The organism is Actinopolyspora biskrensis, assembly GCF_013408175.1.
Taxonomy (GTDB): domain Bacteria; phylum Actinomycetota; class Actinomycetes; order Mycobacteriales; family Pseudonocardiaceae; genus Actinopolyspora; species Actinopolyspora biskrensis.
This window is the reverse complement of the sequence record NZ_JACBYW010000007.1, coordinates 39,104-54,604: the sequence shown is the minus strand read 5'-3', so window position 1 is coordinate 54,604 and position 15,501 is coordinate 39,104. Positions and strand designations below refer to the sequence as shown.

13 protein-coding genes are annotated in these 15,501 nt (G+C 70.9%); 8 read left to right on the top strand and 5 right to left on the bottom strand.

What is annotated here, in order from left to right; genetic code table 11:
• Positions 1–95 precede the first annotated feature (95 nt).
• Entirely contained in the window at positions 96–2,798 is a 2,703-nt protein-coding gene (locus FHR84_RS18030) for a glycosyl hydrolase family 65 domain-containing protein (protein ID WP_179536725.1), read from the bottom strand.
• A 414-nt stretch (positions 2,799–3,212) separates the two neighbouring features.
• Between FHR84_RS18030 and FHR84_RS18025 the strand changes: the two genes are divergently transcribed.
• The 4 genes from FHR84_RS18025 to FHR84_RS18010 are packed head-to-tail and all read left to right on the top strand — an operon-like array spanning position 3,213 to position 6,687.
• Entirely contained in the window at positions 3,213–3,695 is a 483-nt protein-coding gene (locus FHR84_RS18025) for an SseB family protein (protein WP_179536724.1), read from the top strand.
• Complete coding sequence (locus FHR84_RS18020) at positions 3,688–4,161, top strand: hypothetical protein (RefSeq protein WP_179536723.1); 474 nt, start codon at positions 3,688–3,690, stop codon at positions 4,159–4,161. The genes FHR84_RS18025 and FHR84_RS18020 overlap by 8 nt, the downstream gene beginning before the upstream one ends.
• Positions 4,161–6,437 (top strand): putative T7SS-secreted protein, encoded by a 2,277-nt coding sequence (locus tag FHR84_RS18015; RefSeq protein ID WP_179536722.1) that lies wholly within the window; start codon positions 4,161–4,163, stop codon positions 6,435–6,437. Before FHR84_RS18020 ends, FHR84_RS18015 begins: the two co-directional genes overlap by 1 nt.
• A 4-nt stretch (positions 6,438–6,441) precedes the next feature.
• Entirely contained in the window at positions 6,442–6,687 is a 246-nt protein-coding gene (locus FHR84_RS18010) for a hypothetical protein (protein ID WP_179536721.1), read from the top strand.
• A gap of 84 nt (positions 6,688–6,771) precedes the next feature.
• Here FHR84_RS18010 and FHR84_RS18005 read toward each other — a convergent pair whose 3' ends face one another.
• The 3 genes from FHR84_RS18005 to FHR84_RS17995 are packed head-to-tail and all read right to left on the bottom strand — an operon-like array spanning position 6,772 to position 9,546.
• Complete coding sequence (locus FHR84_RS18005; RefSeq protein ID WP_017972750.1) at positions 6,772–7,476, bottom strand: IclR family transcriptional regulator; 705 nt, start codon at positions 7,474–7,476, stop codon at positions 6,772–6,774.
• 4 nt (positions 7,477–7,480) lie between these two features.
• A complete protein-coding gene (locus tag FHR84_RS18000) occupies positions 7,481–8,686 on the bottom strand; it encodes a fumarylacetoacetate hydrolase family protein (protein WP_179536720.1) in 1,206 nt (401 codons plus the stop codon).
• Complete coding sequence (locus FHR84_RS17995) at positions 8,683–9,546, bottom strand: hypothetical protein (RefSeq protein WP_343075320.1); 864 nt, start codon at positions 9,544–9,546, stop codon at positions 8,683–8,685. Before FHR84_RS17995 ends, FHR84_RS18000 begins: the two co-directional genes overlap by 4 nt.
• A 237-nt stretch (positions 9,547–9,783) precedes the next feature.
• Between FHR84_RS17995 and FHR84_RS17990 the strand changes: the two genes are divergently transcribed.
• The 4 genes from FHR84_RS17990 (at position 9,784) to FHR84_RS17975 (ending at position 14,450) form a co-directional block, all read left to right on the top strand.
• Positions 9,784–10,953, top strand: coding sequence for a homogentisate 1,2-dioxygenase (locus FHR84_RS17990; RefSeq protein ID WP_179536719.1), 1,170 nt, complete (start codon positions 9,784–9,786; stop codon positions 10,951–10,953).
• 346 nt (positions 10,954–11,299) lie between these two features.
• Positions 11,300–12,070: a DUF2470 domain-containing protein gene (locus tag FHR84_RS17985; RefSeq protein ID WP_179536718.1), complete on the top strand. Its 771-nt coding sequence runs from the start codon at positions 11,300–11,302 to the stop codon at positions 12,068–12,070.
• 203 nt (positions 12,071–12,273) lie between these two features.
• Positions 12,274–13,137 (top strand): CPBP family glutamic-type intramembrane protease, encoded by an 864-nt coding sequence (locus tag FHR84_RS23360; protein ID WP_179536717.1) that lies wholly within the window; start codon positions 12,274–12,276, stop codon positions 13,135–13,137.
• Positions 13,138–13,265: 128 nt separating this feature from the next.
• Complete coding sequence (locus FHR84_RS17975) at positions 13,266–14,450, top strand: arginine deiminase (RefSeq protein WP_179536864.1); 1,185 nt, start codon at positions 13,266–13,268, stop codon at positions 14,448–14,450.
• A 251-nt stretch (positions 14,451–14,701) separates the two neighbouring features.
• Here FHR84_RS17975 and FHR84_RS17970 read toward each other — a convergent pair whose 3' ends face one another.
• Positions 14,702–15,493, bottom strand: a complete 792-nt coding sequence (locus FHR84_RS17970) for an SDR family NAD(P)-dependent oxidoreductase (RefSeq protein ID WP_179536716.1) — start codon at positions 15,491–15,493, stop codon at positions 14,702–14,704.
• Positions 15,494–15,501 lie beyond the last annotated feature (8 nt).

Below are 15,501 nucleotides of genomic sequence, written 5' to 3'. Positions count from 1 at the left end.
GGCTCGGTCGGCTTGAGGGCCCCTCCGGCGCGGCGGCGCCGAAACGACCACGCTCAAGCGAGCGACCACGCAGAACACTCCACGGGAGCTCCCGCTCACCGCGCGGTCACGGTCAGCTCCCTGACTCCGGAGTGCCCTTCCCCTCGCGGGCCGGTCACCTCCACCCGCACGTAGCGGGCGAGCACCGGCCCGTCCGCCTCGGGGTCGAACTCGCTGAAGTGGTGGCCGTCCACCGAGGTGAGCACGCGGTGCTCGACGGGGGCCACATCGGTCCACTGTGGCTCGACCCGGTCGACCCGCGCCGGCTCGTCCAGCTCCACGGTCAGCTCGGCCCGCCGCTCGTCCGCGGTCCACGTGGTGGCCGTGCTGCCGTCCACGGCCGCTTCGGCGTACTTGCCCGGCTCGGATCCGCTGGCCGTGACCGTCCGGCAGCGGGCGAGGTTGGCCGTCGGCTCCAGGTCCGGCCGCCGGGTGTCGATCGTCAACGGCCTCCCCTCCTCGACCGTGTGTTCCCCGTCCGGGGTGCGCACGGTGAACGGCTCACCGTCGCGCAGCCGCACCCGCGTGCTGTCCGGTCCGATGTGGACGTCGTAGGTGCGCCCCTGCCACTTCATGCCGGTCAGGTCCACGCCCCGCGGGAACTGCGGCGGCAGCGTCGGGTCCAGCCGCACCGCGTCGGCCCTCCAGCGCAGCCCGGTCAGGCCGTGCGTGAAGGTCTGCAGGAACCCGCCGTTCCCGGTCAGGAAGTTCAACGCGGGCGAACCACCGTCGTCACCTGCCTGATCTCCCCGCGCCTCGGAGAACTGGGCGAAGGGTTCCCGGACGAAGGGGCGGATCGAACGGTTCAGGTAGGTGTTGGTCACACAGCCGGGCCTGCCGCCCGCAGCCGCGTCGATCGCGTGCACCGCGTCGGTCATCGCCGGGCCGTCCGGGTCGGTGCGCTGGGCGTAGTAGTCCAGCGTGTTCCTCGCCCGCTCCTCCGACATCGGCCACTCCAGCGGATACTGCAGCAGCACGGTGTCGGCCTGTTTGATCTCGCTCCCGTCGTAGCCCGCGTACTGCAGGAACACCCCCTGCTCCTCGTCGAAGGGAACGCGCAGGCCCTCGGAGATCCGGCTCCACCGCTCCGGGGCCGGTTCGCCGAGCACCTCGGCGGCGCTGGTCGCGTCGCGCAGCGCGGTCGCCGCTCCCGCGTTGGTGAACGCGCCGTCGTCCACCCCGTTGCTGTACTCGTCGGGTCCGGCGACGTCGTTGATCGAGTAGCTGCCGTCGGAATTGCGCGTCACGCGTCCGGCCCAGTACTCGGCGATGCCGCGCAGCACCGGCCAGCCGTGCTCGCGCAGCCACTTCTCGTCCCCGGTCGCCTGGTAGTACTGCCAGGTGGCCAGCGCGATGTCGCCCTGCAGGTGGTTCTGGGTCAGGCAGTGCGGCGGGTCCCAGCTGTGGCAGTCGGTGTCGAGGTCACCGCTGTCGGCGCTGGTCCACGGGTAGAAAGCGCCCTGCTGTCCGGTTCGCTCGGCGTTGCGCTCGGCGGCGCCCAGCGTCCGCTCGCGGTAGGCCGGGATCGACTCGGCGACGCGCGGGTGCTGCGCCAGCAGCGCGGGATACATCCACAGTTCGGCGTCCCAGAAGACCAGCCCGGCGTAGTTGTCGCTGCTCAGGCCGGCCGGGGAGATGCTGTTCTCCTGGCCGCGCCGGATGCTGGACAGCAGGGCGTACTTGCTCGAGCGCAGCCATCGCTGCATCTCCGGCCGCCCCGGTGTGCGGATGTCGCTGCGCCACAACCGCTGCCAACTGTCCGCGTGCGCGGTGAAGAGCTCCCGCCAGCCGCGCTCGGCGGCCTCCCGTGCCGCGGACAGGGCCGAGGCGCGAGGGTCCGCGGAGGTCAACGAGGTGTCCACTCCGACGTACTTGCCGAACTCGTAGCTGTGCCCCCGCCGCGCGCGGAAGCTGACCGACTGCTCGGCGTCGAGGCCCGCGACGCCATCCTCGCGCGCGGTGGTGCTCGCGCGCACGGCCTCTCCGGGGCGCAGCGTCGAAGCGACCGTGCCGGTCTCGCCGACCTCGTCGGTCCGGAACCCGACGTGGACGGCGCCGTCCGCGGAACCACCGCCGGTCGGTTCCATCCGGCGCGCACCGGCACCGTCGATCGCGCCCGTCACGGTGGCCCGTCCGCTCCAGTGCGGGGTCATGCGCAGCCGCACGGCTCCCGCGTGCGGTTCGGAGCGGTCGGCCACGATCTCGTAGACCAGGTCGGTCCTCCTGCCGTCCTCCGAGGTCCAGGTCAACGAGGTGCGCAGCAGCCCGCAGCGCAAGTTGAGGGACTGCTCGAAATCGGAGATCCGCCCTTCCGGGGTTTCCGCGCCGTAGGTCCCGGCCCCGTTGTCGACGGTCAGGGTGGACCAGGTGGGGATCGCGGCGATGGCGTGCTTGTCCTCGTCGGTCTGCGCGCTCGGACCGCTGCCGTGGAGCCCGCTGACGAAGGCACCGTCGAAACGCGGGGTTTCCAGCGGGAACCCGGTTTCGCCCCCGGTGGCCACGTATCCGGTTCCCGTGGGAGGCACCCGCTGGGAGAGGTAGCCGTTGCCGACGAAGGCGTGCCTGGTGTAGGCGGGGTCGAACTCCCCGGTCGACAGCACCCACCCCGGATCGTTCGGCGAGCACCCGCGGCCGTGCTCCGCGGAGGACGCGGAGGGCTCGTCCGGCGTGGGATTCGCCTGCGCCGGAGCCACGGCCGTGGTGATCGCGAGCAGCGCTCCGGTGAGGACACCGCCCGCTCGTCTCGATGACAGTCCCATTGTCCACCCCGGTTGGACGTCGCGGTTCGACAGCGCAAGAGCCAACCCGCCGTTTCCGGGGCCAGTCAACATCGAACGCGCGTGTCCGCGGAATTTCGCCGGAACGGCCTACATGGGTTCGTGGCACAGAAAGGCCCTCCCATCCGCTCTGATCCTTCCGGCGGAAAAACCGACCCACCGAAGTGCCGTGCTCACCGGTCGTCCGAACGGAGCAATACCAGGAAAACCCGAGAGGCCACGTGTGAGGTGTCACGAACAGCGGAACGATGTCCCGCGGTTCACCTCCCGAAACACCCGGTTGTCCTAGAATGTGATCATGCGTGGCGCGAGAGGCGCGGAAACCGTCCGGTTGCGGACACGGCACCGCGGGAGCGGCCTGTCCGATTCCGAACACCGTCTCGGACCGCTCGGGTGATGAGCCGGTACGGCTGGAGCGGCACCCTGCCGGTACCCGGGCACGCGGACTCCCGGCAGAGCGGTGAGGTGGTCCGGGCGGCGCTGGCGGTGCAGCAGGGCCACGGCCCGGAGTCGCTGCTGGAGGCGCTGCGGTCCGTTGCGCTGCTCGTTGAGACCGAGCACGGCGAGAGCGGGTACACCGTTGCCGTCATGTCCGCCGAGTCCGGCGGGCTGTGGTGGTTGCCGGTGTTCTCCGACTACCAGCAGCTGGCCGACTACGCGCTGCGCGGGCAGCGCGGCGACGTGTCGATCACGTACGGGCAGCTGTCCGGGGCCGAGGTGTTCGACGAGCTGCTCGCCCAGCTGCCGCGCGGCACGGGGGTGCTGCTCGATCCCGCCGCCGAGCACACCGTGGCGCTGCCGCCGGTGCCCGGCACCGTGCCCGCCGCCATCGCCCTGGATCCCGACACCGGCGATCACGGAGACACTGCCGATGGGTAGCCAGCACTTCTCGGTCGATTCCGACGAGCTGGAACGCGCCGAAACCGGCGTGCGCGACGCGGTCGACGAGCTCGACAAGATCGCCCCGTTCGACGTCGGTGCCAACGATGGCAGGGGGCTGCGGGGCTATGTGGACAACAACGCCTCCGCGGCCGGTGACGACGAGCTCGAAGGGGCGTTGCTCGTGTTCGGCAGGTCCTGGGAGTGGGGCGCGAAGTACCTCGTCGAGGACGGGCTGGAAACCGCCGACGCCCTGGCCGAGACCAACGAGAACTACCGCGCCGCCGACGAGCAGGCCGGCGGGTTCCTCGACCGGGTGGGCCACGTCATGACCGGCGATCCCACCAAGACCTACGAACAGGCCCAGCAGGACGGGTCCACTCCCGATATCTCCGAACGTGCCGCCACCGCCGCGGAAACGGGCGATGCCGGCTGGTTCCAGCAGATGGGCGAGAAGGTGTTCTGATGGTCAGCAACACGTCGTCGTTGGGTGCCGACTGGAACGCGCTCAAGGAGCGGATCGGTGACTGGGGCCAGTCGATAGGCCAAGCGGTGGGCCTGGTCGACGGTGAGGTCATCCCCGGTGATCCCGACAAGCTCGTCGAGATGGCCGGGCACTTCCGTGCCATGGGTAAGGCCTTCGACCAGGCCGGGAACGGCTTCCGGGCGATCACCACCGACGGGTGGCAGGGCGATGCCGCCGAGGCGGCGCGAGACTACCTGGACCAGTCGCCGAAGAAGTGGCTGACCGCCGCGGACGCGTTCACCGATGCGGGCAAGGCCCTGGACGAGTACGCGCAGGTGCTGCGCCGCGCCAAGAAGGACGCGGCCGCGGCGAAGGAGAACCTGGAACAGGCCAAGCAGGACGCCGAGAACGAGGCCGAGCAGAACAACCGGTCGACCGGCCCCCCGGGGGCGTGTCGGCAGCCCACCGCGGAACGGATACGAGCCAACCAGGATCTCATCGACCGGGCCCGGCAGAACGTGCGCAGCGCGGCCCAGGACGCCACCGCAGTGCTGGGCCGAGTCAGCGGCGACGCCCCGGACCGGCCCGGGTGGATGGCCCGCGCCCGCAAGAACCTCGTCGACAGCTTCGAGGTTGCAGGGCGCGTGGTCGGCAGCGTCGTCGAAGGCGTCGGCAGCGCAGCGGTCGAGACGTACAAGGGACTGCGCACCATGAACCCCGGCGACTCCTGGAACAAGACGCACCCGATGATCTACACCGCCCGGATGAAGAGCATGGGGGAGGCGATCGTCACCGACCCCTACGGCACCCTCAAGCAGTCGGTCGACATCAACGGGTGGAAGAACGACCCGGGCAAATCCGTGGGGTCCCTCATCCCGAGCCTGATCGGCACCGCTGCCGGGGGCAGCGGCATCGCGGCCAAGGTCGGATCCGGTCTGGGCAAGGTCGGCAAGACCGCGGGCAAGCTGGACGACGTCCCCACCGGCCCCGTCGGCAAGCACGTTCCGGACGGAAACTCCCGCCCCTCGGGACCTGATTCGGGCAACGAGCCGAAGCAACCACCTCAACGGCCCGAACGGCCGCAGGATCACGGCCCGCCGAGCGGTCCCGGGTCGCAGGGTCCGCCGAACGGGCCCGGCTCACAGCCCAACCAACCCTTCGGACCGGGCTCGCAGGGCCCGCCGAGCGGGCCACAGCAGCCACCGGGCCCCAACCCCCCTCCGTGGGCACGCACCGACGGTCCACCATCCGATCCGGGACAACCACCCTCCGGACCCTCGCACGGCCCGCCGAACGGCCCCGACTCGCAGCCGGATCAGCCCTTCGGCCCCGGTTCCCAACCGGACCAGCCGTTCGGGCCGGGATCACAACCCGATCGGCCTTTCGGGCCCGGGGCCCAATCGGACCAGCCCTCACCTCCGGACTCCGGGGCCGGACCACAACCGCACCCCGACCTCACCGACAAGGTCGGATCCCCGCACACGCCCGAGGACGGACCCACACGTCCTTCCCCGCCGAACGGCCCCGAGGTGCCCCACTCCCCCGAGTCGGACTCCCCCGATCCTTCGGGGCCCGATGGCCCCGGCCAGTCCCGGATCGACTCGCCCGACGACGGGACTCCCGAACCCGGCGGCCGCCACCACGACGACGGGGACCAGGGCCCGGGGGACAAGGGTGACGAGGAGTACCGCCGCCGCGTCGAAACCCGCTACGGCACCTCCTGGGACGAGGCGGTGGCCGATCTGCGCGCCGACCATCCCGAACTCGACCACCTGCCGGACGAGGAAGCCATGGCGGTGCGCCGCTACGTCGGCGGGGACGCGTCCACGATCAACGACACCCTGCGCAACGGCGACGCCATCGACCGCGAGTACATGAGCCGCGAAGTCGAACACCTCCGGGAGGGGCTGGACAAGCTGCCCGGCCACACCCCGACCCCGGACAATCCGGTCGTCTACCGGAACCTGCACGTCTCCCCCGAGGAGCTGCCCAAACTCCTCGAGCGCTACACCCCCGGCGAGACCGTCGAGGAAGCCGGGTTCACCAGCGCCTCCAAGGAGATCCCGCCGGAGATGTTCGGAGACCAGCCCGGCTTCAAGCGCGTCGAGATGGTCATCGACGAGCCCGAGCACGCCGCCGACCTCGAAAAGATCAACCCCGACGAACGCGAAGTGCTCTGGAAGAACGACAACCAGTTCACCGTCAACGACGTACGCCAAACCTCTGAGGGATCCTGGCAAATCCACTTAACCGACGCGGGATCGAAGGGAGAATGAGCACATGGACGACGAAGAACTGCGCCGCCGCTTCCACCGCCCCACTGCGCGTGGTGACGAACTCGAAAAGCTCAAACGACAGAAAATCGAGCGGGGCGAGATCGCGAAGTCCGTCTCCTACGACCCCACCCAGGCGATCGGACTCGACAAGAACCTCGACCCGTTCCCCCTCACCAGCGACACCCCGGACAAGCCGACGGACACGACGGGCGAGTCCCACGAAGACGAGGACACCGACGAGAACCGGTGAGCTGACACCACACCTCCCCGCGGGCCGTCCCCGACCGAGAGACCCCGTCGGGGACGCCCCGCTGCGGACCGAGCCGACGAAGCCCTACTGCCCCAGCGCCTCGGCCACCGAGGCGCAGCACTGCACCACGAGCGGGCCCACCTCGTCCGGGGAGAGCGGTTCCATCGCCACCACGCCGACGCTGGCCCGCAGCCCGGGAACACCCCGCACCGGAGCGGCCACCCCGTAGGCACCGGGCTGCAACTCGCCGGTGCTGGTCACCCATTTCGGCCCGTCCGCGGGGAGGTCGACCGCACGGCCCGCCGCCCCGCGCTGCACCGAGTGCCTGGTGCCCACCCGGTAGGAGATGTGGTAGCTCGTCCACGAGGGCTCGACCACCGCGATCGCCTGCGCCTCGTTGCCGTCGGCGACGGTCAGGTGCACGGTCGCGCCCACCCGTTCCGCCAGCGCGCGCAGCGCGGGCAGGGCTGCGAACCGCAGCTGCGGAACGACCTTGCCCGCCAGCCACAGCACGCCCAGTCCCAGCCGCACCCGGGAGCCCTCCCGGCGCACCAGGCCGCGGCTCTGCAGCGGCCCCAGCAGGCGGTACACCGCGGCTCGGCTGACCCCGACGCCCGCAGCGAGATCGCTGATCGTGGGAGCCTCGCTGTCCGCGTCGGCCACGGCCTGGAGCAGGTTCAGACCGCGCTCCAGGGTCAACGAGCTCTCCTTCGTCGAGGTCGCCCCGGCCGGTTCCCGCTCCGGTTCCGGAGTGGGTTCCCGGGCGGACCGAGCCGATCCGGTGTTCATCGTCCTACCTCCGAACGGCCGGGAGGACCGTCCCGGCCACGTTGCCGAGCCCGACCACCGAGCCGTGCTCGCCGGGTGCGGTCGCGCTCAGCATCACCCTGTCCCCGTCCTGCAGGAAGGTTCGCTGCTCGCCGTCCTCGAGCGTGACGGGGTCCGAGCCTCCCCAGGTGAGCTCGAGCAGGCACCCCCGCTGGTCGGGTTTCGGGCCCGAAACCGTGCCCGAGGCGAACAGGTCCCCCGGCCGGACCGGGCTTCCGTTGACGGTCATGTGGGCGAGCTGCTGCGCGGGCGACCAGTACATCTCCGCGAACGGCGGGCTGGACAGCAACGTGTCGTTGCACCGGACCTCCAGCCGCAGGTCGAGTCCCCACGGCTGCTGCTCGGCCAGGTATTCCTGCACCCCGTGCTCGTCCCCCGTGGTGGGGACCCTGGCGTGTTCCAGCGCCTCCAGCGGGGTGATCCAGCCCGAGACCGACGTCGCGAACGACTTGGCCAGGAACGGTCCCAGCGGCTGGTACTCCCACGACTGGATGTCGCGGGCCGACCAGTCGTTGACCAGCACCGCCCCGAGCACGTGCTCGGCGAAGTCCTCCGTGCCCACCCAGGCTGCCGGTTCGCCTCCGCAGACGAAGCCCACCTCGGCCTCGAAGTCCAGCCTGCGGGTCGGGCCGAAGACCGGGGCGGGGTCGCCGGAGATCCGGCGTTGGCCGTTCGGGCGGGTGACGTCCGTTCCGGAGACGAACACCGTGCCGGAACGGCCGTGGTAGCCGACCGGCAGGTGCGTCCAGTTCGGCAGCAGCGGTTCCGACTCCCGCCGGAATATCCTCCCGACGTTCTCCGCGTGGTGTCTGGAGGAGTAGAAGTCCGCGAAGTCGGAGACGGTGAACGGCAGCAACTGGGTGTGCCAGTCGGTGCGCAGCAGCTCGGCGCCCGCCGGAGCGCGGTCGGCGTGGACCACTCCGAGCAGGCGTTCCCGCAGTTCCCGCCACGCGGGACGTCCCGCCGCGAGCAGCGGGTCCAGCGAGGAGCCGCCGACGAGCTCGGACAGCCTCGGGCCGAGCTCGTCGGCTATGCCGCGCAGCGGGATGGCGTGTCTGCCGACCCGCACCGCCACCGCCGGGCCTGCCGCCGTCCCCAGTACTCCGTAGGGCAGGGTCTGCGGCCCGAAGGGGTGATCCGGAGTGAACTCCGGGTCCTCGATCCAGCTCACAACAGTTCCAACTCGACGAGATCGGACACGGGATCGGTGGGCGAGTTCGCCCCGTACGAGGCGAACACCCCGCGCACCGCCTTGGCGGCTTCGTCGGAGAACGAGCCTGCCTCCGCCGCGAGTTCCGCTTCGTCGGTGCTGGCGAGCGCCCCGCGCACGTCCTGGCCCGACAACGCGCGCCCCACGGCCACCAGCAGGTTCAGGAAACCGTGGTACGGGAACCCGGTTTCCGAGTCGGTGCGGCGCACCGCTCTCGGCATACCCGCGGTCACCTTGAACGGAACGTCCAGCGTGGTGGCCACGGCCAGGAACTCGGCCACCACGTCGACGCTGGGGAAGGACTCGACGGTCTGCCCGCCGGAGCGCAGCTTCGGCCAGCAGCCGAACTCGGCGACCCGGCGCACACCGTCGAGCCACCCCTCACCCCGTCTGGGCTCGACCACGCGCACCACGTCCTCGGGAACGAATTCGGAGACGCGTTCCAGCCAGACGTCGTCCACGTCCGAGGGGCCGGGCATCTCGACCATCCGCAGCGAAAGCAGTTCCTGACGGCCTTCGATGATCGAGAGCGCTTTCGGCACCTCGCCGAGTCCGGTGTCGCAGACCAGCGACATCGGAACGGGTTCGGCCGGTTTGGCCTTGGCCAGTTCGGTGATCAGTTCCGGCAGTCGGGAGACTTGGCACAGGATAGGCCCCAGCAGCCCCGCGTACTCACCGTCCCGCGCACGCAGGTGATCCTCGACCGCCTGAGCGACGGACGCGCCGGCCGGCGAGAACAGGGAAGCGTCGTCGGCCAGGCGTGCGAGCAGGGGCGGAATACCGCGCGGACCGGGAGCGTGGAGTTCAACAGCGCTTGACACGAGTGCCACGCTAATGCCGTGCCGGGTAGTGAACAAAAGTGTCCGTAAAACGAACACCCGATCGTCGGGTGCGATCGGCCCCCGAACAGGGGCCGGGGACGGTCACGGCCCAGCCGCACGGCGTGTCGTCGCACCGCAACGGAGCACCGCGCGAGCCTACCGGGAGGACCGTCCGGGCGGAGGGGTTCACCGACCGCGGCACCCGACAACTCGACATCGGATCGACCGGAGGTCGGCATGCCGTACTACCGCCAAGTGGGCGAGATCCCCCGCAAGAGGCACACTCAGTTCCGCCAGCCGGACGGCAGCCTGTACGCCGAGGAGCTGATGGGCATCGAGGGCTTCTCCGCCGAGTCGGCGCTGCTCTACCACCGCGGTCTGCCCACGGCCGTGGTCGCCGCGGAGGCGGTGACCGAGCACGGGCGCTCCACCTCGCCCAACCTGCCGCTGAAACCGCGGCACTTCCGCACCGGCGAGCTCGGCTTCACCAGCGACTCGGTCGACGCGGTCACCGGGCGCAGGCTGCTGTTCGCCAACGAGGACGTGTCGGTGTGCTTCGCGGTGCCGGACACCACCAGCCCGCTGTACCGCAACGCCGTCGGTGACGAGCTGTGCTACGTGCAGACCGGTTCGGCCAGGGTGGAGACGGTCTACGGCGCCCTCGAGGTCGCCGAGGGCGACTACGTGGTGCTGCCCACCTCGACCACCTACCGGGTGACACCGCACGGGGACGAGCCGGTCCGGCTGTACATCGTGGAGTCCACCGGCCACATCGCTCCGCCCAAGCGCTACCTGAGCGCCAAGGGGCAGTTCCTGGAGCACGCGCCGTACTGCGAGCGGGACCTGCGCGGCCCGACGGAACCGCTGCTGCTGGAGGGGAGCGATGTGGACGTGCTCGTCCGGCACCACCACGGGGTGACCAGGATGACCTATGCCCACCACCCCTTCGACGTGGTCGGCTGGGACGGCTGCCTCTACCCGTGGGTGTTCAACATCGGCGACTTCGAGCCCATAACCGGCCGGCTCCACCAGCCGCCGCCGGTGCACCAGACCTTCGAGGGCCCCAACTTCGTGGTGTGCTCGTTCTGCCCGCGCAAGGTCGACTACCACCCCGACGCAGTGCCGGTCCCGTACAACCACGCCAATGTGGACTCGGACGAGCTGATGTTCTACGTGGGCGGCGACTACGAGGCGCGGAAGGGCTCCGGGATAGGGATCGGGTCCCTGTCGCTGCACCCCTCCGGGTGCAGCCACGGCCCGCAGCCCGGGGCGGCGGAGGCCTCGCTCGGTGCCGAGCGGTTCGACGAGACCGCGGTCATGATCGACACCTTCCGTCCACTCCGCATGGGCGAGGCGGCCACGGCCTGCGAGGACCCCTCCTACGCACGGAGTTGGACCCGCTCGTAACGGAGCTGGGCCCGGATGATTGCTCAGCCGGCACGTGAGTCGGCGCCTCGCGAGGTCGGGCCGCTGGTGAGTTGGCTACTCGATGTCGGGCACCCGGAGCGAGCCCCCGACTGAGGTTCCGCCACGGAACCACGCACGCAACCGGTACCGCCGACCGCCCCCAACCCGAATGGGTCATTCCCAGATCCACCCCATTCGAGTTAGGGTTACCTAAGTAGCTCCGTGGACCGGGCCCGTGGCGCTCACGAGCGCTCGTGAGCGCCACGGGCGAGGGCAGTCGCTCGTCCGGCACGTTCTCCCCGGAGCGGTTCCGACCCGGCCCGCGCGTCCCCTCGAGAGGTGAGCAATGCACGAGACCGCTCGCAGGCCCGCGACTCCAGCCCCGGCCGAGCGGGCCCGCACCATCGCGAAACGCGGTGGGCGAGCGACCGTACTGCCGTCCGGCGAGACCTCCAACCGCGCGCGGCCGCTGCTGCACCACGTGCACGCGGACGGCACGGCCACCGTGCTGCTGGCTGACGAGCACCCGCTGGTGGCCACGGCTTGGCAGAACCCGCGCGGGGAACTCACGGGCGTGCTCGAAGTGACCGACTCCGCCCCGGTGCGCCTGCGCGAACCCGTGCGCGGGCTGCTCTGGCTCACCGGCAGGCTGCGGATCCCCGATCCCGGGACGGCCCACCGCGAAGTCCTGCGCGTGGCCGAGCAGCGGCCCGACCCGCGCCTGTTGGACGCGGGGCACGGCGCGACGGTCCTGCTGCTGGAGACCGTCTCGCTGGTGCTGGCCGACTCGGAGAGCACCGACTCGCTGGACACCCGCGAGTTCGCGGCGGCCGAACCCGACCCCTTCTGCCTCTACGAGGACGGGTGGCTGCGCCACCTCGAGCTGTCGCACCGGGACGTGGTCGGGCTGCTCACCCGGTACCTGCCCGACCGGCTGCGCGGCGGGCACCTGCGCCCGCTCGGGCTGGACCGCTACGGGGTGCGCCTCCGGGTGGAGGCCGCGGACGGGGATCACGACGTGCGCATCGGTTTCTCCCAGCCGGTGGAGGACTCCGAGCAACTGAGCACCGAACTGCGCAGGCTGATGGGGTGCCCGTTCCTGGCCCCCCGGCGCTGACCCGCCGCCGTTGACGGTTTCGCGCGGAACGTGCTGTCCGGAACCGTTCCGGGGTGAACGTTTCACGCGAAACGTCCACCCCGGAGCGGGCCGGGTTTCCACAGCGGAAGCGGCCATCCACAAGCCCGTTCACCAACGACCGCCGCTCCGCCATCCCGTCGGTGAGCACGGCACGGGCCGCCACCTCGGTTAGAGTGCCCCGGGTGAGCACCTCCACGTCGGGGCACGCGCTCCCCGAGCCCTCCGCGACGCGTTCCCGGTCCGTGCCGCGTGACTGGCTCTTCCCGCCCCGTCCCGCCGAACCGGGCACGGTCACCACCCGCCGCGAACGTCGGGCGATCGTCGCCGAGCTGGTGATCGTATTCGCGATCACCCTGGGCATGGCCGGGGTGCAGAGCCTGCTCTCGTTGCTCGACGCGCTGCTGCGGCCCGAGGGGCTGGGCGAGCAGGCGGTCGCGATCAACTCCTCGCGCTCGGCCCTCGGGCTGCTGGACCTGGCGCAGCAGCTCGTCAACATCCTGCGCCTGTTCGCCTGGGGAGCTCTGGGGGCCTACCTGCTGTGGCGGGGCGGAATCGCGTTGCGCTCGGTGGGACTGCGCGGGGACCGCATCGGGGGTGACTGCGCGGGCGGAGCGGGAATGGCCGCGCTCATCGGCATCCCCGGCCTGGGGCTGTACCTGCTCGCCCACTCGCTCGGCCTGAACCTGTCCGTGCAGCCGTCCACTCTGGGCGACGCGTGGTGGCGAGCACCGGTGCTGGTCCTGTCGGCCGTGGGCAACTCCTTCGCCGAGGAGATGCTGGTCGTCGGCTACCTGCTCACCCGGCTGCGTCAGCTCGGGCTCCGCGAGAACGGAGCGCTGTGGCTGTCGGCGGTGCTGCGCGGTTCCTACCACCTCTACCAGGGCTTCGGCGGATTCGTCGGGAACGTGATCATGGGGCTGGTCTACGGCCGGGTGTGGCAGCGGACCAACCGGCTCTGGGCGCTGGTCGTCGGACACGCGTTGATCGACGTGGTGGCCTTCCTCGGCTACGCCCTGTTGCGCGAGCGGGTGGGTTGGCTGCCCTGATCGCACAGCTGCACGCAACGATCCGAACACCGATGTGCGCTCGTGTTTAACGATCCTTCGAATTTCGCGCCGAATGCGGTCATTTTCGCTCAACAGCGCTAGGCTGCGGGGCCGTGACCACTCCACACGTGACGAGCGAAGTCGGCCCGCTGCGCACCGTGCTGCTGCACCGCCCCGGCGGAGAACTCAAGCGGCTCACACCGCGCAACAACGACCAGCTGCTGTTCGACGCGATCCCCTGGGTGGACCGCGCCGAGCAGGAGCACGACACCTTCGCCGAGGTGCTGCGTGGCAGGGGTGTCGAGGTGCTGCTGCTGGACGAGCTGCTCACGGAGGCCCTCGCGGATCCCCGCGCCAGGACGGCCGCCCTGCACAGCGGCGTGGACGAGCGCAGGCTGAGCACCGAGGTGGCCGACACCCTGTGCTCGTACCTGGCCAGTGTGGACGACAGGACGCTGACCACGGCCCTGGTGGCGGGCATGACCTTCGAGGAGCTGCCCGCCGCGGAGGGGCAGTCGCTGGTGCGGCGGATGCACCAGCCGCACGACTTCGCGATCGACCCGTTGCCGAACCTGCTGTTCACCAGGGACTCCTCGGTGTGGATCGGCGACAGGGTGGCGGTGACCTCGCTGGCCATGCCCGCGCGCACCCGCGAGTCGGCGCTGACCGATCTCGTCTACGCCTACCACCCGAGGTTCGCGCAGTCCGCACGCGCCTACGGTGCGCACTCCGCCCCGGTGGAGGGCGGGGACATACTGCTGCTGGCCCCGGGGGTGGTGGCCGTCGGGGTCGGCGAGCGCACCACACCGGCCGGGGCCGAGTCGCTGGCGCGGTCCATGTTCACCGACGGGCTCGCGCACACCGTGCTGGCCGTGCCGATCACGCAGACGCGGGCCTCGATGCACCTGGACACGGTGTGCACCATGGTCGACCGGGACGCCGTGGTGATGTATCCGGCGATCCAGGACCACCTGAGCGCCTACGTGCTGCGTCCCGCCGGGGACGGGATCAAGGTGTCCGGCCCGGAGCCGTTCCTGCGCGCCGCGGCCGAGGCCATGGACCTGGAGCGGCTGCGGGTGATCGACACCGGGCTGGACCCGGTGACCGCCGAGCGCGAGCAGTGGGAGGACGGCAACAACACCCTCGCGGTCTCGCCCGGCACGGTGGTGGCCTACGAGCGCAACGTGGAGACCAACGCGCGGCTGGAGGACGCGGGCATCGAGGTGCTGCGCATCAGCGGCTCCGAGCTGGGCTCCGGCCGCGGCGGGCCGCGCTGCATGTCCTCACCGGTGGTGCGGGACGGGCTGGACTAGCGGCAGGCCCCGGGCAGCAGGTCGAGGCATCCCGGCGCGTTCGCCAGTTTTGCCTAAAACTGGCCCCCCGGGCAGGCCCGAGTCCACTGGGGACTCCAGTTTTGCCTAAAACTGAGGGTTATCCACCGCGCTTCGCGAGCACGGCCCCGACGTCGTGACGGGGAGCCACCCGATGTCGGGGCTCCCGCAGCCGGGCGCCGCCCGAGGTTCCGCCGAGCGGCCCCCGGGCGAACCGGGCCGAGGCGACCCCACTACGCGTGGGTGCCGCCGTCGACGCGGATCTCCGTACCGGTGGTGAAGGCCCCGTCGTCGGAGGCCAGCATCGCCACCACACCGGCCACGGTCTCCGGACCGGCCATCGTCGCGCCGCCCGCTCGCTGGTCGGTGCGCAGCGCCGGGGAGAGCTTGGCGAACAGCGACATGTCCGCGTCGGCGGGCAGGTGGTTCGGGGTCTCGTCGGTGATGCCGCTCTTGATGCTGCCCGGGGCGACGCAGACCGCGCGCAGCCCCCGCGCGGCGTACTCGGTGGCCAGCGTGTGCGTGAAGGACTGGATGCCGCCCTTGCTGGCGGCGTAGGCGGCCATGTACGGGTGGGCGAACGAGGCCGAGGTGGAGCTGAAGTTGACCACCACCCCGTGATCGCTTTCCAGCAGCGCGGGCAGCGCCTGCCTGGTCACCAGGAAAGTTCCGGTCAGGTTGACCGTGATGATCCGGTTCCACAGTTCCAGCGAGGTCTCGTGGGTGTGCGCCGCGCGCAGGATTCCCGCCGAGTTCACCAGCACGTCGAGCCCGCCGAGCCACCGCACGGCCGCGTCCACCGCGGCGGTCACCGACCCCTCGTCGGCGGTGTCCAGCGACATCGTGGTCAGCCGATCGGCGGTTCCCGCCTGCTCGGCTCGCCGCCGCGTTTCGGCCAGCCCCTCCGCGGAGATGTCCGCGGCGACCAGCAGCGCGCCCTCGTCGAGCAGCCGCAGCGCGGTCGCCTGCCCTATGCCCGAAGCCGCACCGGTGACCAGTGCCCTGCGTCGTTCGAGACGGTCCATGCTCGCTC